At 69.8% G+C, this 14,381-nt stretch carries 13 protein-coding genes and 1 pseudogene; 11 read left to right on the top strand and 3 right to left on the bottom strand.

Features of this window, described 5'->3' with window-relative positions; genetic code table 11:
* Positions 1 to 10 precede the first annotated feature (10 nt).
* Positions 11 to 604, bottom strand: a complete 594-nt coding sequence (locus tag ACIA8G_RS11870; protein ID WP_396418360.1) for a TetR/AcrR family transcriptional regulator — start codon at positions 602 to 604, stop codon at positions 11 to 13.
* Between the two features lie 53 nt (positions 605 to 657).
* Here ACIA8G_RS11870 and ACIA8G_RS11865 point away from each other — a divergent pair, with 53 nt between their 5' ends.
* From ACIA8G_RS11865 to ACIA8G_RS11855, 3 genes are read left to right on the top strand one after another with little or no spacing between them, the layout of a single operon-like run.
* The gene (locus ACIA8G_RS11865) at positions 658 to 2,082 is read left to right on the top strand and encodes a phenylacetate--CoA ligase family protein (RefSeq protein ID WP_396418359.1); all 1,425 of its coding nucleotides are present in this window, start codon (positions 658 to 660) and stop codon (positions 2,080 to 2,082) included.
* A gap of 18 nt (positions 2,083 to 2,100) precedes the next feature.
* Positions 2,101 to 3,123 carry an alpha/beta hydrolase gene (locus tag ACIA8G_RS11860; RefSeq protein ID WP_396418358.1) on the top strand — a complete coding sequence of 341 codons (1,023 nt, stop codon included), beginning with the start codon at positions 2,101 to 2,103 and terminating at the stop codon, positions 3,121 to 3,123.
* Positions 3,124 to 3,135: 12 nt separating this feature from the next.
* Positions 3,136 to 3,609, top strand: coding sequence for a GNAT family N-acetyltransferase (locus tag ACIA8G_RS11855; protein WP_396418357.1), 474 nt, complete (start codon positions 3,136 to 3,138; stop codon positions 3,607 to 3,609).
* Here ACIA8G_RS11855 and ACIA8G_RS11850 read toward each other — a convergent pair.
* Positions 3,596 to 4,441 carry a helix-turn-helix transcriptional regulator gene (locus tag ACIA8G_RS11850; RefSeq protein ID WP_396418356.1) on the bottom strand — a complete coding sequence of 282 codons (846 nt, stop codon included), beginning with the start codon at positions 4,439 to 4,441 and terminating at the stop codon, positions 3,596 to 3,598. The genes ACIA8G_RS11855 and ACIA8G_RS11850 overlap by 14 nt on opposite strands.
* Positions 4,442 to 4,541: 100 nt before the next feature.
* Here ACIA8G_RS11850 and ACIA8G_RS11845 point away from each other — a divergent pair, with 100 nt between their 5' ends.
* The 7 genes and pseudogenes from ACIA8G_RS11845 to ACIA8G_RS11815 all read left to right on the top strand — a co-directional run bounded on the left by ACIA8G_RS11845 (position 4,542) and on the right by ACIA8G_RS11815 (position 10,426).
* Positions 4,542 to 5,306 carry an SDR family oxidoreductase gene (locus tag ACIA8G_RS11845; protein WP_396418355.1) on the top strand — a complete coding sequence of 255 codons (765 nt, stop codon included), beginning with the start codon at positions 4,542 to 4,544 and terminating at the stop codon, positions 5,304 to 5,306.
* Between the two features lie 21 nt (positions 5,307 to 5,327).
* Complete coding sequence (locus ACIA8G_RS11840; protein ID WP_396418354.1) at positions 5,328 to 5,873, top strand: SMI1/KNR4 family protein; 546 nt, start codon at positions 5,328 to 5,330, stop codon at positions 5,871 to 5,873.
* Positions 5,874 to 6,003: 130 nt separating this feature from the next.
* Positions 6,004 to 7,812 (top strand): annotated as a pseudogene (locus tag ACIA8G_RS11835) (glycoside hydrolase family 3 protein); the annotation flags it as partial.
* A gap of 24 nt (positions 7,813 to 7,836) precedes the next feature.
* On the top strand, positions 7,837 to 8,226 hold the full coding sequence (locus ACIA8G_RS11830) for a carbohydrate-binding protein (RefSeq protein ID WP_396418695.1): 390 nt from the start codon (positions 7,837 to 7,839) through the stop codon (positions 8,224 to 8,226).
* A gap of 383 nt (positions 8,227 to 8,609) precedes the next feature.
* On the top strand, positions 8,610 to 9,335 hold the full coding sequence (locus ACIA8G_RS11825) for a hypothetical protein (protein ID WP_396418353.1): 726 nt from the start codon (positions 8,610 to 8,612) through the stop codon (positions 9,333 to 9,335).
* Position 9,336: 1 nt separating this feature from the next.
* Positions 9,337 to 9,684, top strand: coding sequence for a hypothetical protein (locus ACIA8G_RS11820; RefSeq protein WP_396418352.1), 348 nt, complete (start codon positions 9,337 to 9,339; stop codon positions 9,682 to 9,684).
* Positions 9,685 to 9,694: 10 nt separating this feature from the next.
* Positions 9,695 to 10,426 (top strand): hypothetical protein, encoded by a 732-nt coding sequence (locus ACIA8G_RS11815; protein WP_396418351.1) that lies wholly within the window; start codon positions 9,695 to 9,697, stop codon positions 10,424 to 10,426.
* A gap of 12 nt (positions 10,427 to 10,438) precedes the next feature.
* Here the strand turns inward: ACIA8G_RS11815 and ACIA8G_RS11810 are convergent, their stop codons facing one another.
* The gene (locus ACIA8G_RS11810) at positions 10,439 to 12,967 is read right to left on the bottom strand and encodes a CHAT domain-containing protein (protein ID WP_396418350.1); all 2,529 of its coding nucleotides are present in this window, start codon (positions 12,965 to 12,967) and stop codon (positions 10,439 to 10,441) included.
* Positions 12,968 to 13,065: 98 nt separating this feature from the next.
* Here ACIA8G_RS11810 and ACIA8G_RS11805 point away from each other — a divergent pair, with 98 nt between their 5' ends.
* On the top strand, positions 13,066 to 14,295 hold the full coding sequence (locus ACIA8G_RS11805; protein WP_396418349.1) for a S8 family serine peptidase: 1,230 nt from the start codon (positions 13,066 to 13,068) through the stop codon (positions 14,293 to 14,295).
* Positions 14,296 to 14,381 lie beyond the last annotated feature (86 nt).

Below are 14,381 nucleotides of genomic sequence, written 5' to 3'. Positions count from 1 at the left end.
AGGTAGGTATCTAATTTTGGACCGGCAAGTCCAGAAAATCGATGAGGGTGTCGAGCGACGCCTCGAGGTGCCCGACGCTGCCGGTCGACCGCAGCACCTGGACACCGCCCTGAATCCCGGCGATGAAGGCCGCAGCGACCCGGTCGGCGTCCACGCCCGCCCGCACCAGCCCGGCTTGCTGCATGTCGATGATTCCGCGCCGCACATGGCTTTGCCACCGCGCGAGCAGCGCACCGACCACCTCGGTCGCCCCCGGCGTGCTGCCCGCCTGGCTCATCAGCGCCCCCAGCGGGCACGACCGGCCCTGCGCGCGATACCGGGCCACCACCGAGTCACGCCACCGGCGCCAGGCCGCCCACGAGGTGAGCGCGCCGAGGTGCGGCTGCTGGTCGTCGAGCACGCGATCGGCCTCGTAGCGCGCCACCGCGAGGAAGAGCTCTTCCTTGCCGTCCGGGAAGTAGTGGAAGATCTGCCCCTTGCTGGTGCCGGTGATCGCCCGGATGTCGTCGAGCGTGACGCCGGCCGGGTCCTCGCTGCGCAGGTGTGCCGCGGCCCCTTCGACGATGCGCCGCCTGGTCGCGCGGCCCTTCGCGGTGAGTGCCATGCCTCGACTGTACGTTTTCTGGACCAGCCGGTCCAACCTGCTACGGTCGGACGATGGACCGGCAAACCCGCGTGCGCCAGGCGTTCGACGAGTTCTTCGAGCCACCACAACGGCAGGAGAGCTGGATACCGGACCTGGTCCGCCGCACCGCCACCACGGTGCCGGCCTACCGGAAGTTCCTCCAGGAGCACGGGATCGAGCCCGACGCGGCCGAGTTCAGCCAGCTCCCTCTGGTCACCAAGGAGACCTACCACCAGAAGTACCCGTTGCCCGAACTGTGCCGCGACGGACGGCTCGCGGGCAACGACATGATCGCCGTCTCGTCCGGGTCGAGCGGCCGGCCGACGATCTGGCCGCGCACGCTCGAGGACGAGCTGCACGTGGCCCGGCGGTTCGAACAGGTCCTGGTGGACGGTTTCCAGGCGGACCGGCGCGACACGCTGGCCGTCGTCTGCTTCCCGCTCGGCACCTGGGTCGGCGGCCTGTTCACGCAGGCGTGCGTCCGCCATCTCGCGGCCAAGGGCTGCCCGATCACGGTGGTCGCGCCGGGCAACAACAAGGCGGAGATCCTCCGCGTGCTGCCCGAACTGGCGCCGCACTTCGAGCAGGTGGTGCTGCTGGGCTACCCGCCGTTCGTGAAGGACGTCATCGACACCGGCGCCGTGGACTGGCCCGCGTACCGGATCAAGCTGGTGCTGGCGGGCGAGGTGTTCAGCGAGCAGTGGCGTGACCTGGTCGCCCAGCGCGCCGCGATCGCCGACCCGATCAGCGACATCGCCTCGCTGTACGGGACCGCCGACTCGGGCGTGCTCGGCACCGAGACCGCGCTCTCCGTGGGGATCCGCCGGTTCTTCGCCCTGCGCCCCGACCTGGCGCGCGAGGTCTTCGGCGACGCCCGCCTGCCCACGCTCGTGCAGTACGACCCGGCGAGCCGGTTCTTCGAGGTGCACGAGGGAACGCTCGTCGTCACGGCCGACGGCGGAATCCCGTTGATCCGCTACCACATCGCCGACGAGGGCGGCCTCTTCTCGCACGCCGCACTGCTGGACTACTGCGCCGGGCACGGCTTCACTCCCCCGCCCGGCCCGGAGCTGCCGTTCGTGTACCTGTTCGGCCGCTCGCTGTTCACGGTGTCGTTCTTCGGCGCGAACATCTACCCCGAGAACGTGACGGTCGGCCTGGAGCAGCCCGGCATCAGCGACGCGGTGACCGGCAAGTTCGTGATCGAGTCGGTCGAGGACGCCGACCGCGACCGATTCCTGCGGATCACCGTGGAGGCTGCGCCGGGCGCGATCCCGGACGCTGCGCGGATAGCCGAATCGGTGCGTACAGAGCTGTTGCGGCTCAACAGCGAGTTCGCGCACTACGTCCCGGAGGAGCGCCAGCTGCCCGAGATCGTGGTGCTGCCGGCGGGCGATCCCCACTATTTCCCTGTCGGGGTAAAGCATCGCTACACGCGGCCCGACCTCCAGCCGTGATCGTGGTTGACTGGCAGCATGCTTCCCTGGGAGGTCGAACTCACCGGCCGGCTCGACCGGCACACCGTCGTTTCCGGGCTGCTGCGCGACAATCCGCTCGGCGACCCACATGAACGTCCACTGTGGGTGTACGTCCCGCCCGGCTACGACGAGAGCGACGAGCGGTACCCGGCGGTCTACGTCATCCAGGGCTACACCGGGCATCTGAGCATGTGGGCCAACCGAATGCCGTTCCGCCAGCCGTTCCTGGAGACGGCCGACGCGGTGTTCGCCGCGGGCACACCGGGTTGCATCGTGGTCTACGTCGACGCCTGGACCACGTACGGCGGTTCGCAGTTCGTCGACTCGCCGGGAACAGGCCGCTATCACTCGTATCTGTGCGACGAGATCGTGCCGTGGGTGGACGCGCGCTATCGCACGATCGCGGACCGCGAGTCACGCGCGATCACGGGCAAGTCGTCGGGCGGGTTCGGCGCGATGATCACGCCGATGCTGCGACCGGACCTGTTCGGCGCGCTGGCCACGCACGCGGGTGACGCGCTGTACGAGCTGTGCTACCTGCCCGAGTTCGGCCAGGCGGCACGTGCCCTGCGCGACTACGACCACGACATCCAGGCGTGGTGGGCGGACTTCCGCGCCCGGCCGTCGTTCACCAGGCCGCACGACGCGACGCTGCTGGGCATGCTCGGCGTTGCCGCGTGCTTCTCGGCCACCCCGGACGGCACGCCGGAGCTGCCGTTCGACGAGGTGACCGGGGCGCCGCGCGAGGACGTCTGGCAGCGCTGGCTCGAGTGGGACCCGGTGCGGATGGTGGCCGGACACGCCGACGCCGTGCGCGGTCTGCGTGCGGTGTGGATCGACGCGGGCACGAGCGACGAGTACTACCTCGACCTTGGCGCACAAGCGTTCCGGGCCGAACTCGCCAAGGCGGGCGTTCCGGATGACCGAGTGCACTTCGAGCTTTTCGACGCCGGGCACGGCGGGATCGACTACCGTTACCCGCTCTCGCTGGCCTGGCTCGCGGAGCGGCTGGCTCGCTGATTCGGGGGACGCGTGGACGAAGTGGTGCTGCGGCACGTCGAGGACGCCGACCTCGACGTGTTGTTCGAGTTCATGCGCGATCCCGAGTCGGTGTGGATGGCCGCGTTCACCGCGGAAGATCCCGACGACCGCGAGGCGTTCAACGCCCACATGAACCGGATTCGCGCCAACCCCGACACCTGGTTCCGGGTCATCCTCGGCGACGAACGGGTCGTCGGCAGCGTCGGAAGCTTCGTCCTCGAAGGCGACCAGGAGATCACCTACTGGGTCGACCGCGCCGTGTGGGGGCAAGGCGTGGCGGGAAGGGCCGTGGCGTTGATGCTCCAAGAGATCACCGTCCGGCCGGTGTTCGGGCGCGCCGCCAGTGACAACGCGGGGTCGATCCGCGTGCTCACCAGGGCGGGTTTCGAGGTCGTCGGCACCGACAGGGGCTACGCGGCGGGACGCAAGGCGGAGATCGAGGAGACGATCCTCAAGCTCGGCTGACGAACGTCTCGGTGCCCAGCACGCCGAGCAGCTGCAGCTTGTCGAACGCCTCGGTGCGCGGCGGCGCGGTGAGCACCAGCAACGCCTGCGACTGGTCCTCGGTGAACAGCGCCTGGCAGTCGACCTCGATCTCACCGAGCTGCGGGTGCACGAGCACCTTGTGGTCCTCGAACCGTTTCGCTACCTCGTGCCGTTCCCACAGCTGCGCGAACTCGGCGCTTTCCCGTGACAGCACGCGCACCAGCTCGCCTGCCCGCGACCGCGGGCCCATGCTGCCGTACGCGGCACGCAGGTTCGCCACCTGCGCCCGGCTCTGGCGCTCGCGGTCGTGCTCCGGATAGATCAGGCGCTCGTCCGGATCGGTGAACCAGCGGTAGATCCCGCTGCGCGCGAGCCCGGTGAACCGCGACGAGTCGCCGTAGAGCGCCTCGGCGAACCGGTTCTGCATCAGCACCTCGCCGAGGTTCGACAGGATCAGCGCGGGCGTGTCCGTGAGCCGGTCGAGCACCCGTTGCAACGCTGGCGCGACGTGCGTGCCCGTCGTCTCCGGGGACGGCGCGTTGCGCCCGGCGACGCGGAACAGGTAGTCGCGCTCGTCGCCGGTCAGCCGCAGCGCGCGGGCCAGCGAGGCCAGCATCTGCTCGCTGGGCTGCGGGCCGCGCTGCTGCTCCAGGCGCGTGTAGTAGTCCGTGGACATCACGGCCAGCGCCGCGACCTCCTCACGCCGCAACCCGTGGGCACGGCGGCGCGCACCCAGCGGCAGCCCGACGTCCTCCGGCCGCAACTCTTCCCTGCGGCGGCGCAGGAACGCCGCCAGCTCCGCACGATCCATGAACCCCAGTATCCGGACTCCTCCGCCGGTAACCAGGGATCGCCGATCCCCCGATGAGTGGTCTCTGCCGCGCGTCGGGCACACCGCAGAAGCTCAGTGCATGAACATCACCGGAAACACCGTCTTCATCCCCGGCGCCACCAGCGGCATCGGCCTGGCGCTGGCCCTCGCCCTGCGGGAGCGCGGCAACACCGTGATCGTCGGCGGCCGGCGCACCGCACTGCTCGAGCAGATCGCCGCCGAACACCCCGGCGTCGAGACCGTGCAGATCGACACCGCCGACGCCGACAGCATCCAGGCCGCCGCCAAGGACGTGCTCGCCCGGTTCCCCGAGCTGAACGTGCTGATCACGATGGCCGGGATCATGCGCGTGGAGGACTGGCACCGCCCCGAATCGTTCCTGGAGTCGGCCGAGGGCATCGTGACGACCAACGTGCTCGGCCCAATCCGCCTCATCGCCGCGTTCGTCGAGCACCTGCAGACCCGGCCGGACGCCACGATCATGACCGTGTCGTCCGGGCTCGCGTTCACCCCGCTCAAGGTGACGCCGAGCTACAACGCCTCCAAGGCCGCGATCCACATGCTCAGCGAGTCGTTGCGGCTGCAGCTGGCCGACACGTCGGTGCGGGTGGTCGAGCTGGAACCGCCGTCGGTGCAGACGGATCTGCTGCCGGGCCAGGCGGAGAACGACCACGCCCTGCCGCTGGCCGACTTCGTCGCCGAGGTCATGTCCATCATCGAGACGCAGCCCGACGCTCGCGAGGTCCAGGTCGAGCGGGTCAAGTTCCTCCGCTACGGCGAGGCTCGCGGCGACTACGACCAGGTGGTGGCCGCGCTGAACAACACCGACCCGCACGGCGACTGAAGTCGTCTGTACCGTGCGCGCGTGGAAATCCCTGACGACCGTACTTTCCCCGCCGCACTCGTCGCGTTGAGCGGCATCGACTTCCCGTGGGACTACGACGAGAAGACCGAGACCCCGGCGCCCGGCAACATCGACTACGAGCCGTACGACGAGTTCGACTCGGCCGAAGAGACCACCGACCGGATCAGAGCCTGGACAGGTGACAAGGAACTCGACGGTGACGCGTTCCGGGTGTTCGGGCAGGACGGCACCGGCGGCCTGGCCACGTGCTGGCTGGTGCGCCCGGGACAGCCGTTGACCGAGCAGCCGGTGGCGTTCTTCGGCTCCGAGGGCGAGTCCGGGATCGTGGCGTCGAGCCTGGGCGAGTTCCTGTGGCTGCTGGCGGGTGGCGTGGGCCCGCAGGAGGCCATCGAGTTCGGGGCGGACAGCGGTGTGCCGCACGACGACCTGCGCGCGGTGGCGGAGCAGCACTCCGGCATCGAGCCGCGCACGCCGGCCGAGGTGCTGGCGGCCGCGCGGGCCGAGTTCCCGGACTTCGCGACGACCGTCGAGTCCTGGTGCCGCTGAGCCCGATCGGGGAACCGGTCCTCGTTCCGGTTCCCCGATGGTCTATACCACTTTGTCAACCAGGGGTTACGCTCGGCAAACCCTGTTGTGCCGCAAGGTAAACAGGACCTCGTCCCCCGGAGGTCTGCTCATGAGAAAGCTCCTCGCGGCCGTGTTGCTGATGAGTGCCGCCGTCGTCCCCACCGGCACCGCCGCCGCGGCCGATCCGATCTACAAGGATCCGACCCAGCCGATCCCGGCGCGGGTCGCCGACCTGCTCGGGCGGATGTCGCTCGACGAAAAGGTCGGGCAGATGACGCAGGCCGAGCGCAATTCCGTCAGCGCCGCAGACCTGACCAACTTCCGGATCGGCTCGCTGCTGTCCGGCGGCGGTTCCGCGCCCTCGCCCAACAACGCCACGTCGTGGGCGAACATGTACGACAACTTCCAGCGCGCGGCGATCGCCACGCCGCTGGCCATTCCGATGATCTACGGCGTGGATGCCGTGCACGGCCACAACAACGTGTCCGGCGCGACGATCTTCCCGCACAACATCGGCCTCGGTGCGACCCGCGACCCCGGCCTGGCGCAACGGATCGGCCGCGCCACCGCCGAAGAGGTGTCCGGCACCGGCATCGACTGGGACTTCGCCCCGTGCCTGTGCGTCGCGCGCAACGACCGGTGGGGCCGAACGTACGAGTCGTTCGGCGAGGCGCCGGAGATCGCGACGTCGATGACCACGATGATCACCGGTCTGCAGGGCACGAAGCTCTCCGACCCCGCCTCGGTCCTCGCCACCGCCAAGCACTACATCGGTGACGGCGGCACGACCGGCGGCGACGACCAGGGCAACACCCAGGTCAGCGAGGCCGACCTGAGGGCGATCCACCTGCCGCCGTTCCGCGAGGCCGTCGCGAAGGGCGTCGGCTCGGTGATGATCACCTACAGCAGCTGGAACGGCGTGAAGACGCACGGCCACCGGTACCTCATCACCGACGTGCTGAAGAACGAGCTGGGCTTCAGCGGCCTCGTGGTGTCGGACTGGAACGGCATCGACCAGATCGACGGCCAGCCGGGCTTCACCGCGGCCGAGGTGCGCACCACGATCAACGCGGGCATGGACATGGTCATGGTGCCCACCGAGTGGCGCTCCTTCATCACGTTGCTCAAGGCGGAGGCGCAGGCCGGCCGGGTGCCGATGTCGCGCATCGACGACGCCAACCGGCGCATCCTGACCAAGAAGTTCGAACTGGGCCTGTTCGAGAAGCCGCTCACCGACCGCTCGTACACGGGCACCGTGGGCAACGCGGCACACCGTCAGCTCGCACGCGAGGCGGTGCGCAAGTCGCAGGTGCTGCTGAAGAACCAGAACGGCGTGCTGCCGTTGCCGAAGACGGCGAGCAAGCTGTTCGTGGCGGGCAAGAGCGCCGACAACATCGGCTACCAGAGCGGTGGCTGGACCATGACCTGGCAGGGCGGCAGCGGTCCGGTCACGCCGGGAACCACTGTCCTGCAAGGCATCCGTTCCGCCGTGTCGCCGTCCAGCACGGTGACCTACAACCGCAACGGCACCGGCATCGACGGCAGCTACCAGGCCGCGATCGCCGTCATCGGTGAGACGCCGTACGCCGAAGGTGCCGGCGACCGCGACGGCAGCCTGGGCCTCGACAGCGAGGACATCGCGACGCTGAACACGCTGCGCGCCGCCGGCGTCCCGGTGGTCGTGGTGCTGGTGTCCGGCCGCCCGCTGGACATCGCGGCCCAGCTGCCGCAATGGCACGCACTTGTAGCCGCCTGGCTCCCCGGCACCGAGGGCAACGGCGTCGCGGACGTCCTGTTCGGCGACTACCGCCCGACCGGCAAGCTGCCGTTCACGTGGATGCAGAACGCCGGCCAGCAGCCGATCAACGTCGGCGACGGCAAAGCACCGCTGTTCGCCTACGGTTTCGGCGCGCAGTTCCCGGCGACGCAGAGCGCCTACGCCCTGATCGGCGCGTCGTACTACGACGAGCAGAGCGGCACGCAGGTCCAGCGCTGCACGGACTCGGGCTGTGGCCAGAACATCGGCTACCTGACGCCGGGCGACTACGTGGCCTACGCGGACGTGGACTTCGGCGCGACCCCGCCGACGTCGGTGACGACCCGGATAGCGTCCGGCTCCACGGCCAACGGCACGCTGCAGTACCGGCTGGACAGCCCGACCGGCCCGGTGGTCGCGACCGTGTCGGCGGCGAGCACCGGCGGCTGGCAGACGTGGACGAGCCGCACGGCCGCTGCTTCCGGGGCGACCGGTGTGCACCGGCTGTACCTGGTGGCGACCGGTGGCACGGGTGGCGACCTGGCGAACGTGAACTGGTTCCAGTTCGCTCGCTAGTGCCGTGACCGCCTGCCTTTGCCCCGTATTTCGGTGGTCAGACGGGTGCATCGTGGTGCCGGCCCCGCGTCCTCGTACTGGTTGTACGGGGGCGCGGGGCCGGTGCCGCGAGGCGCCCTGCTGAGCGCCGAAAGACGCGGCGAAGGCCGGCGGTCACGGCACGAGGTAGTCGGAGTGGGCGGGGCCTACCTGGCACGGCCCCGCCCACTCGTTTCTCGCGCCGCGGACCACGCCCGGATCTGCCTTTCGGCAGCGTCCTCAGTGGACCGCACGAGGTAGGAGCCTCGGCGGACCGCCCAGCGGAACAACCATCCGTTTCCCCGCACGCTTCCCGACCGCCCACGGCTAATGTCCGCCTGTGTCGCGTCGGAACATCAGGGGGAATGGTGCCGCTTGAGAAGCTCGAGCTGGCCACGCTCGACATTCCCGACAACAACCCGCAGGCGCAGGCCCGCATCGCCGAGCTCACCCGTCCCGGCGGCGTCGAACTGCAGCCTGCCGAGAAGTACGAGGCTCAGGACCGGAGCGGATTCGTCATCGTCACCGTCGACCGGGAACAGATGGTGACGAATGTGCGGATCAGGCCGCACTGGAACGACAACCTCTCGCCGGAGGCATTCCCCGGCGCGCTCTACAGCACCTATTTGACCGCGGTTCAGCGCTCTCTCGCCGTGGAGGCCAAGCGCGGACCGGTGAGCCCGCCGAGCGCCCCCAGGCCGGCCACTGCACCGGAGGACCTCACGGGGCTGTCGCCAGAAGAGTGGCTCGCCAGGATGAAGTCCCGGCTCGACACACTCGACGGCGAGCGCGAAGCGGTTGTTCGCCGTGCCCAGCAGACCCCGCGGCCGGTCGACCAGGAGTTCCGCAGCCCGCTCGGCTACCTCACGCTGCGGATGCGCGCCGGTGGGCCGGTCGCGATCACCGCGGACCCGCACGTCCTGCGCAACCCGTCGGAAACCGTGCTGTCCAACGAGATCCTGCAGCTGTTCGTCCAGGCCGGACTCGGCATCGCGGCTCAGGAACGGCCACGCCCCGCCCGGCCTCGTGAGGGCGGCGAGGCGGACGACGACTACTTCTCGGCCGTCAACGTGTTCGACGACAGGGACTGACATGAGCACCAGCAAGCAGAAGTTCAAGGTTGTCACGCGGGACCTGCGGGAGGAGGCGAAGCACTGGCAGAACCGCGCGGACCACGCCTACGTCGCGATCCGGGCGGTGCAGAGCATGACGTTGCGCCCCAGCGCGTTCGCCGTCGCCGACTTCAGCCTGCTCGGAGTGGTCAACGCCGATCTCGAAGCCCGCTTCTACGAGGAATTCCGCCAGTTCATGGAAAAGACCCTGACGGGTGCGTACACGGAGTTCCACCAGGTCGACAAAGCGCTGCGCGACATCGCGGACGAGTACGACCGGACCGAGGACACCAACCGGCTCGACATCGGCAAGTTCTACAAGGCGTAGGCAAGGAAAGATGACCCAAAGCATCAGCACCGAGGACCTGACCTCGATCCTGGACCGGAGCTATGACGGTCTCGAGGAGCAACTCCGGATCTGCACGGACAAGTTCAACGCGGCCATCCACCACGTCAACGAGTGGCGCAACGTGCTCTACCTGAAGATGGACGTCATCCACAGGTTCCTCGAAATGGTCAGGGAGGCCCTGCGCAAGCTGGAGGCACTCGCCCAGACCGCGTGGCGCCACCACATGCCCGTCGCGTCGCTGCTCGTGCAGTCCTTCAACTGGATCCGCGACGTGCACAACCCCGTGGTCGGTTTCCACCACCCGAAGTCCAACCTGGCCCACGAGTGGGAGGGCAAGGCCGCCGACGCCTACTGGGAGAAGGTGACGGCGCAGAACGAGGCGACCAAGGCCGTCGCGCACAAGGCCGACGAGGTCAGCAAGTTCCTCATGGACATCGCCACCGCGAACGTCACCTACATGACCACCCTGGTCAAGATGGCGACGAAGTTCGCGGCGAAGTTCGTCGAGGTCGCGTGCGAAACGGTGGGAGTGCTCACGATCCCGGACGCGATCAAGCAGCTCGCCGCCGGCATCGGTGCCCTCACCGAGGAGTACCTGGGCCTGATGGCGGAGGGCGCCAAGAGGATCGTCGAGACGTGCGCCAAGCTGCGCACGCTCATGACCCTCATGGCCGACACCAGCTTGCCCGGCGGGCAGTGGCCGCAGGCCGTCACCGGCTGAGGCGGCAAGAAGCTAAGCGCCTACGCAGACGAAGCCGTTGGGCTGGTCGAGCTCCTGCTGAGCCTCGGCCAGCGCCTGCGCGGGCGACCGCCCGGCCCGTAACCCCCGGTGCACGGCGATCATCAGGTCCTTGGTCTCCGCGTCCGGCACCGGGACGACCGACGCGATCAGCTGGGACGCACCGCGTTCGAGGAACGTGGCGGCCAGCCCGAGGAGCTCGTTGCCGGACACGACGACCGAGCGGCCGACGTCGCAGGCGGCCATGATCACGGTCTCCGGGACCTGGTCGAGGCGGTGGACGTCGTAGACGACCAACGGGCCGTCGTGCAGGTCCAGGGCCGAGAACAGCGGGTTGTCCGGGTTGAGCCTGCCGTGGGCGGCCAGGTGGACGGTGCTGGCGGTGGCGAGGGATTTCAGGACGTCGTCGACCGTCGCGTGCTGCGGGCTGGTCGTGTCGTGGAGGGCCGCCACAGCCTGCGCTTCCTCGTGCGCACCGGGCAGGCCTGGACCGCTGGCCACGGCATAGGTCCTGGGACGCGCCGGGCGGGTCGCGGCGGTGTGCCACAACGACGCCGAGGGTGCGACGACGACGGGTTTTCCTTGGCACGACGGCAAAGTCGACCACGGGACGTCGTGCAGCACGCCGGTGGGGACGACGACCAGCGGCCGGTCGTGGCGAGGCAGGAGCAGCTCGTCGAGCTTCCCGGTCGTCCTGCGCAGGAACGCCCTGGTCTCCTGACGTGGGCGCCTGGCCAGGTGCCGCAGGGCGAAGGGCACTCGTTCGAGCAGGTCGGCGACCTCACGGACAGGCCCGACCGACCGCAGGGCGAGCTTGCCATCGGCGAGGGTGAGGGCGAGCAGAGAGCCGTCCAGTTCGATGAACTCGACGAGCACCTGGTCGCCGAGGTCGAGGTCGGCTGGCCGGACCGGGTCGGCCGGGCCGCTCGCGGTGGCTCTGAGGCGGCGGCTGCGGGTCTTGATCTGCCGTTCCAGCTCGACCTGGCGGTGCTGGAGCTTGGCGGTGGGCTGGCCGTCCAGGCGGGCGCGTTCGAGCTGGAACGCGGTGGCGCGCAACGCCGGTAACAGTGCGGCGAGTTCGGGGTCGTCCGGCGGGCGGGCCGGGCGGTGCAGCAGGCGGCTCGCGCGGCCGCGTTCGGCCCATTCGAAGACGTCCGCGGGTCTGCCGCCGGTCACTGCGCTGCGCAGGCCCAGTTCGGCCAGGTCGGCGCGGTGCATGGCGGCGTGCGCGCGCAGGTCACCGGCGGCGAGGGCGGCGTGGTTCTCGTCCAGCACGCGGAGGCCTCTTCGTGCCGCGGCGGCTGCGGACCGAGGGTCAACGCGTTGGCGCAGCAGGGCTTCGGCGTACCAGCCGCGGGCTCTGAGCGTCGCAGGGCCTGTCGTCCTGGCCCGGCTGGCGGTGGTCAGGTGTTCCAGCGCGCGGGCGGGCTGTCTTCGGCGCTCGGCCACGCGGGCCAGGTCGAGGTGCGCCTGAACCGCGGCGGCCGGACGGCCGTGCAACGCCGCCACCATGGCGTCGAGGTCGGAGTCGCTGAACCGGCAAGGCTTTCCGGCCATCAGTGCGGCACGCAACACGGTCGATCTGGCGACGGCGGCGTGGTGGTGGCGGCCCTGCCTGACGAACTGGGCGAGGGCGGCGCGCGCGTGGTCACCGGCCGCGGCCCAGTCGGCGGCGTGCAAAGCGACGTCGGCCAGCAGCAGGAGGGCTTCCGGGACCATGAGCTGACGGTCCTCACCGCGATAGGCCGCGACGGCCTGGGACGCGTGCTCCCGCGCCTCGCTCACCAGGCCGACGGACAGCAGCAGCTCCGCGCGATCCTGCAACACGGGCGCGAGCTGGCCGCCGTTGCGCGAGATGATCTCCTCGGCCCGGTCGAGGTGCGCGAGCGCGGACGGCACGTCGCCGCGCTGCCCCTCCACCCAGCCCAGGTTCTCGGCGATGATGCCGACCGCGAGATCGCGGCCCAGTTCGCGCGCCATCCCGTCGGCCTCGAGCAGGTCTCTGGTCGCCGCGCCGAACTGGTGCCGCTCGGCCTGCAGGATGCCGCGGTTCATGAGGACCCGTTGCAACGAAACCCGATCGCCGCCGCGGCGGAGTGCGCGCTCAGCGGACCGGTAGTCGGCGAACGCCTCGTCGAGCCGGCCGAGGTGGTAGAGGATCACGGCCCGCTGGGCCCGAGCACGGGCGCCCAGCGCCGGCAGCGCGAGATCGACCTCCCGCAGCGCGGCCTTGGCCCGCCCCTGGTGCACGAGCGCGTACGCGAGCTTCATCCGGCTCTCGGCCGCCGCCTGGCCGACCCCCAGCCGGACGGCACGCCGAAGGTGCGCGACGGCCGCGTCGATCTGCGCGGTCTGGGTCAGCGCATGCCCCCACGCCTGCTCGGCCAGCGCCTGAGCCGGGGCGTTGCCTTCCTCCTGCGCCTGGTGCACGACGCGCGACACCATCGGGATCGCCTTGGCTGGGTCGACGTCGGCGAGCCGCATCAATTCCCGCGCCGCGTGTAACACCGATCCCGGCAGCATGATGACCAATGTGCACGGCGATGACCTTCTTCGCCAGCGGGTATCAGCGTCGGGCGCGGCGGCATCGGTTCGGCGAACGGCTCACACCGGAGGCTGAGATGACCACAGACCAGGACTACTGCCCCACGACGGCCGAATCCGGCCACCTGATCGTGGACACCACCGAGATCGAGGTCGTGCGGCAGGTGCTCGACGAGCTCGGGATCGTGATCGCGAAGACCGACGACCTGCCGGCCTTCGAGCTCGCGCTGCTCGAGCTCGAACACGCGGCCCCACCGGGCACACCGGTCAGGGACGTCGACCCGGTGCTCACCGAGGTGCGCGCCCGGCTCGCCGGGCGGTGCGGCGGGTGGACACCATTCCTGGGCAAGAACCGGACGATGGTGAGCCAGTTCGGCGCCTACCCGCAGACCAGGGGCATGACCTCGTGGGATCCGGAGGCGTTCGCCGGAGAGACCGGCGCGTTCTTCGACGGCGAGGCCGGTCGCGGCGTCCGCGTCGGGATCCTCGACACCAAGATCTACGACCATCCCGCTCTCGCCGATCGCGACATCGAGACGCCGGACCACTACAAGTTCGGTGAACCGGCGAACGGGGTCCGGTTCACCGTCGAGGAAGGACACGGCGTGTTCGCGGCCGGGCTCGTCCTCCGGCAGGCGCCGCGCGCCACGCTCGTCGCCAGGCACGCGCTCGGCCCCAACGGCAAGTCCACCGCGTGGAAGGTGGTGCAGAAGCTCGCCGAGTTCTACGACGAAAGCCCTCGGGTCGACGTCCTCGTGCTGGCGAACGGCTGCCGCACGTCGGACGGCCAGGCACCGATGATCCTCGACCGGGCGATCGAACGGCTCAGCGCGCACGTCATGGTCGTGGCCGCCGCCGGCAACCACGGGGAGACGATCGGCATCTCGACCGACGTCCAGATCACCAGGAACTCACCGACGTGGCCCGCGGCCCTCCCCCGCGTCGTCGCGGTCGGCGTGGCATCGGCGCCGGTGCCGTACAGCGCCGACGGCCCGTGGATGTTGGCGCGGTACAGCCCCGACCTCCCATGGGTCACCTGCACCGTCGACCCCGTCGACCCCACCACACAGGAAGACCTGTTCGTCAGCACCTACCTCAAAGCGACCGACGTGAAGTTGCACGAGGCCTTCTCACCCGACGACTTCTCCAGCGGCTACGCGAAGTGGGTCGGCACCTCCTGTGCCGCCGCGTACCTGGGCGGAGCCATCGCGGCGAAGATGGCGGAAGACCAGCTGACCGCCCAGCAGGCTCTGGAGGCGCTTTACCTCGGCAAAACCGTGCACAAGTTCGACTGGCAGTACCGTTGAACAGGCCTAACATCGAAAGATGGGCACCAGCACCACCCTTGAGTTGACCGAGGAGGAGCTCGTCCTCCTCCGCCACGCGCTGCGCC

This window comes from Lentzea sp. NPDC051213, from assembly GCF_044455585.1.
Taxonomy (GTDB): Bacteria; Actinomycetota; Actinomycetes; order Mycobacteriales; family Pseudonocardiaceae; genus Lentzea.
Note: the sequence above shows the minus strand (reverse complement) of the source record. Positions and strands in the feature narration are given on the sequence as shown.

Coding starts and splice junctions, on each gene's coding strand:
- ACIA8G_RS11820 (WP_396418352.1), top strand. CDS start 9,337: ATGAGCACCAGCAAGCAGAAGTTCAAGGTTGTCACGCGGGACCTGCGG.
- ACIA8G_RS11805 (WP_396418349.1), top strand. CDS start 13,066: ATGACCACAGACCAGGACTACTGCCCCACGACGGCCGAATCCGGCCAC.
- ACIA8G_RS11825 (WP_396418353.1), top strand. CDS start 8,610: ATGGTGCCGCTTGAGAAGCTCGAGCTGGCCACGCTCGACATTCCCGAC.
- ACIA8G_RS11850 (WP_396418356.1), bottom strand. CDS start 4,441: ATGGATCGTGCGGAGCTGGCGGCGTTCCTGCGCCGCCGCAGGGAAGAG.
- ACIA8G_RS11865 (WP_396418359.1), top strand. CDS start 658: ATGGACCGGCAAACCCGCGTGCGCCAGGCGTTCGACGAGTTCTTCGAG.
- ACIA8G_RS11810 (WP_396418350.1), bottom strand. CDS start 12,967: ATGCTGCCGGGATCGGTGTTACACGCGGCGCGGGAATTGATGCGGCTC.
- ACIA8G_RS11870 (WP_396418360.1), bottom strand. CDS start 604: ATGGCACTCACCGCGAAGGGCCGCGCGACCAGGCGGCGCATCGTCGAA.
- ACIA8G_RS11815 (WP_396418351.1), top strand. CDS start 9,695: ATGACCCAAAGCATCAGCACCGAGGACCTGACCTCGATCCTGGACCGG.
- ACIA8G_RS11845 (WP_396418355.1), top strand. CDS start 4,542: ATGAACATCACCGGAAACACCGTCTTCATCCCCGGCGCCACCAGCGGC.
- ACIA8G_RS11860 (WP_396418358.1), top strand. CDS start 2,101: ATGCTTCCCTGGGAGGTCGAACTCACCGGCCGGCTCGACCGGCACACC.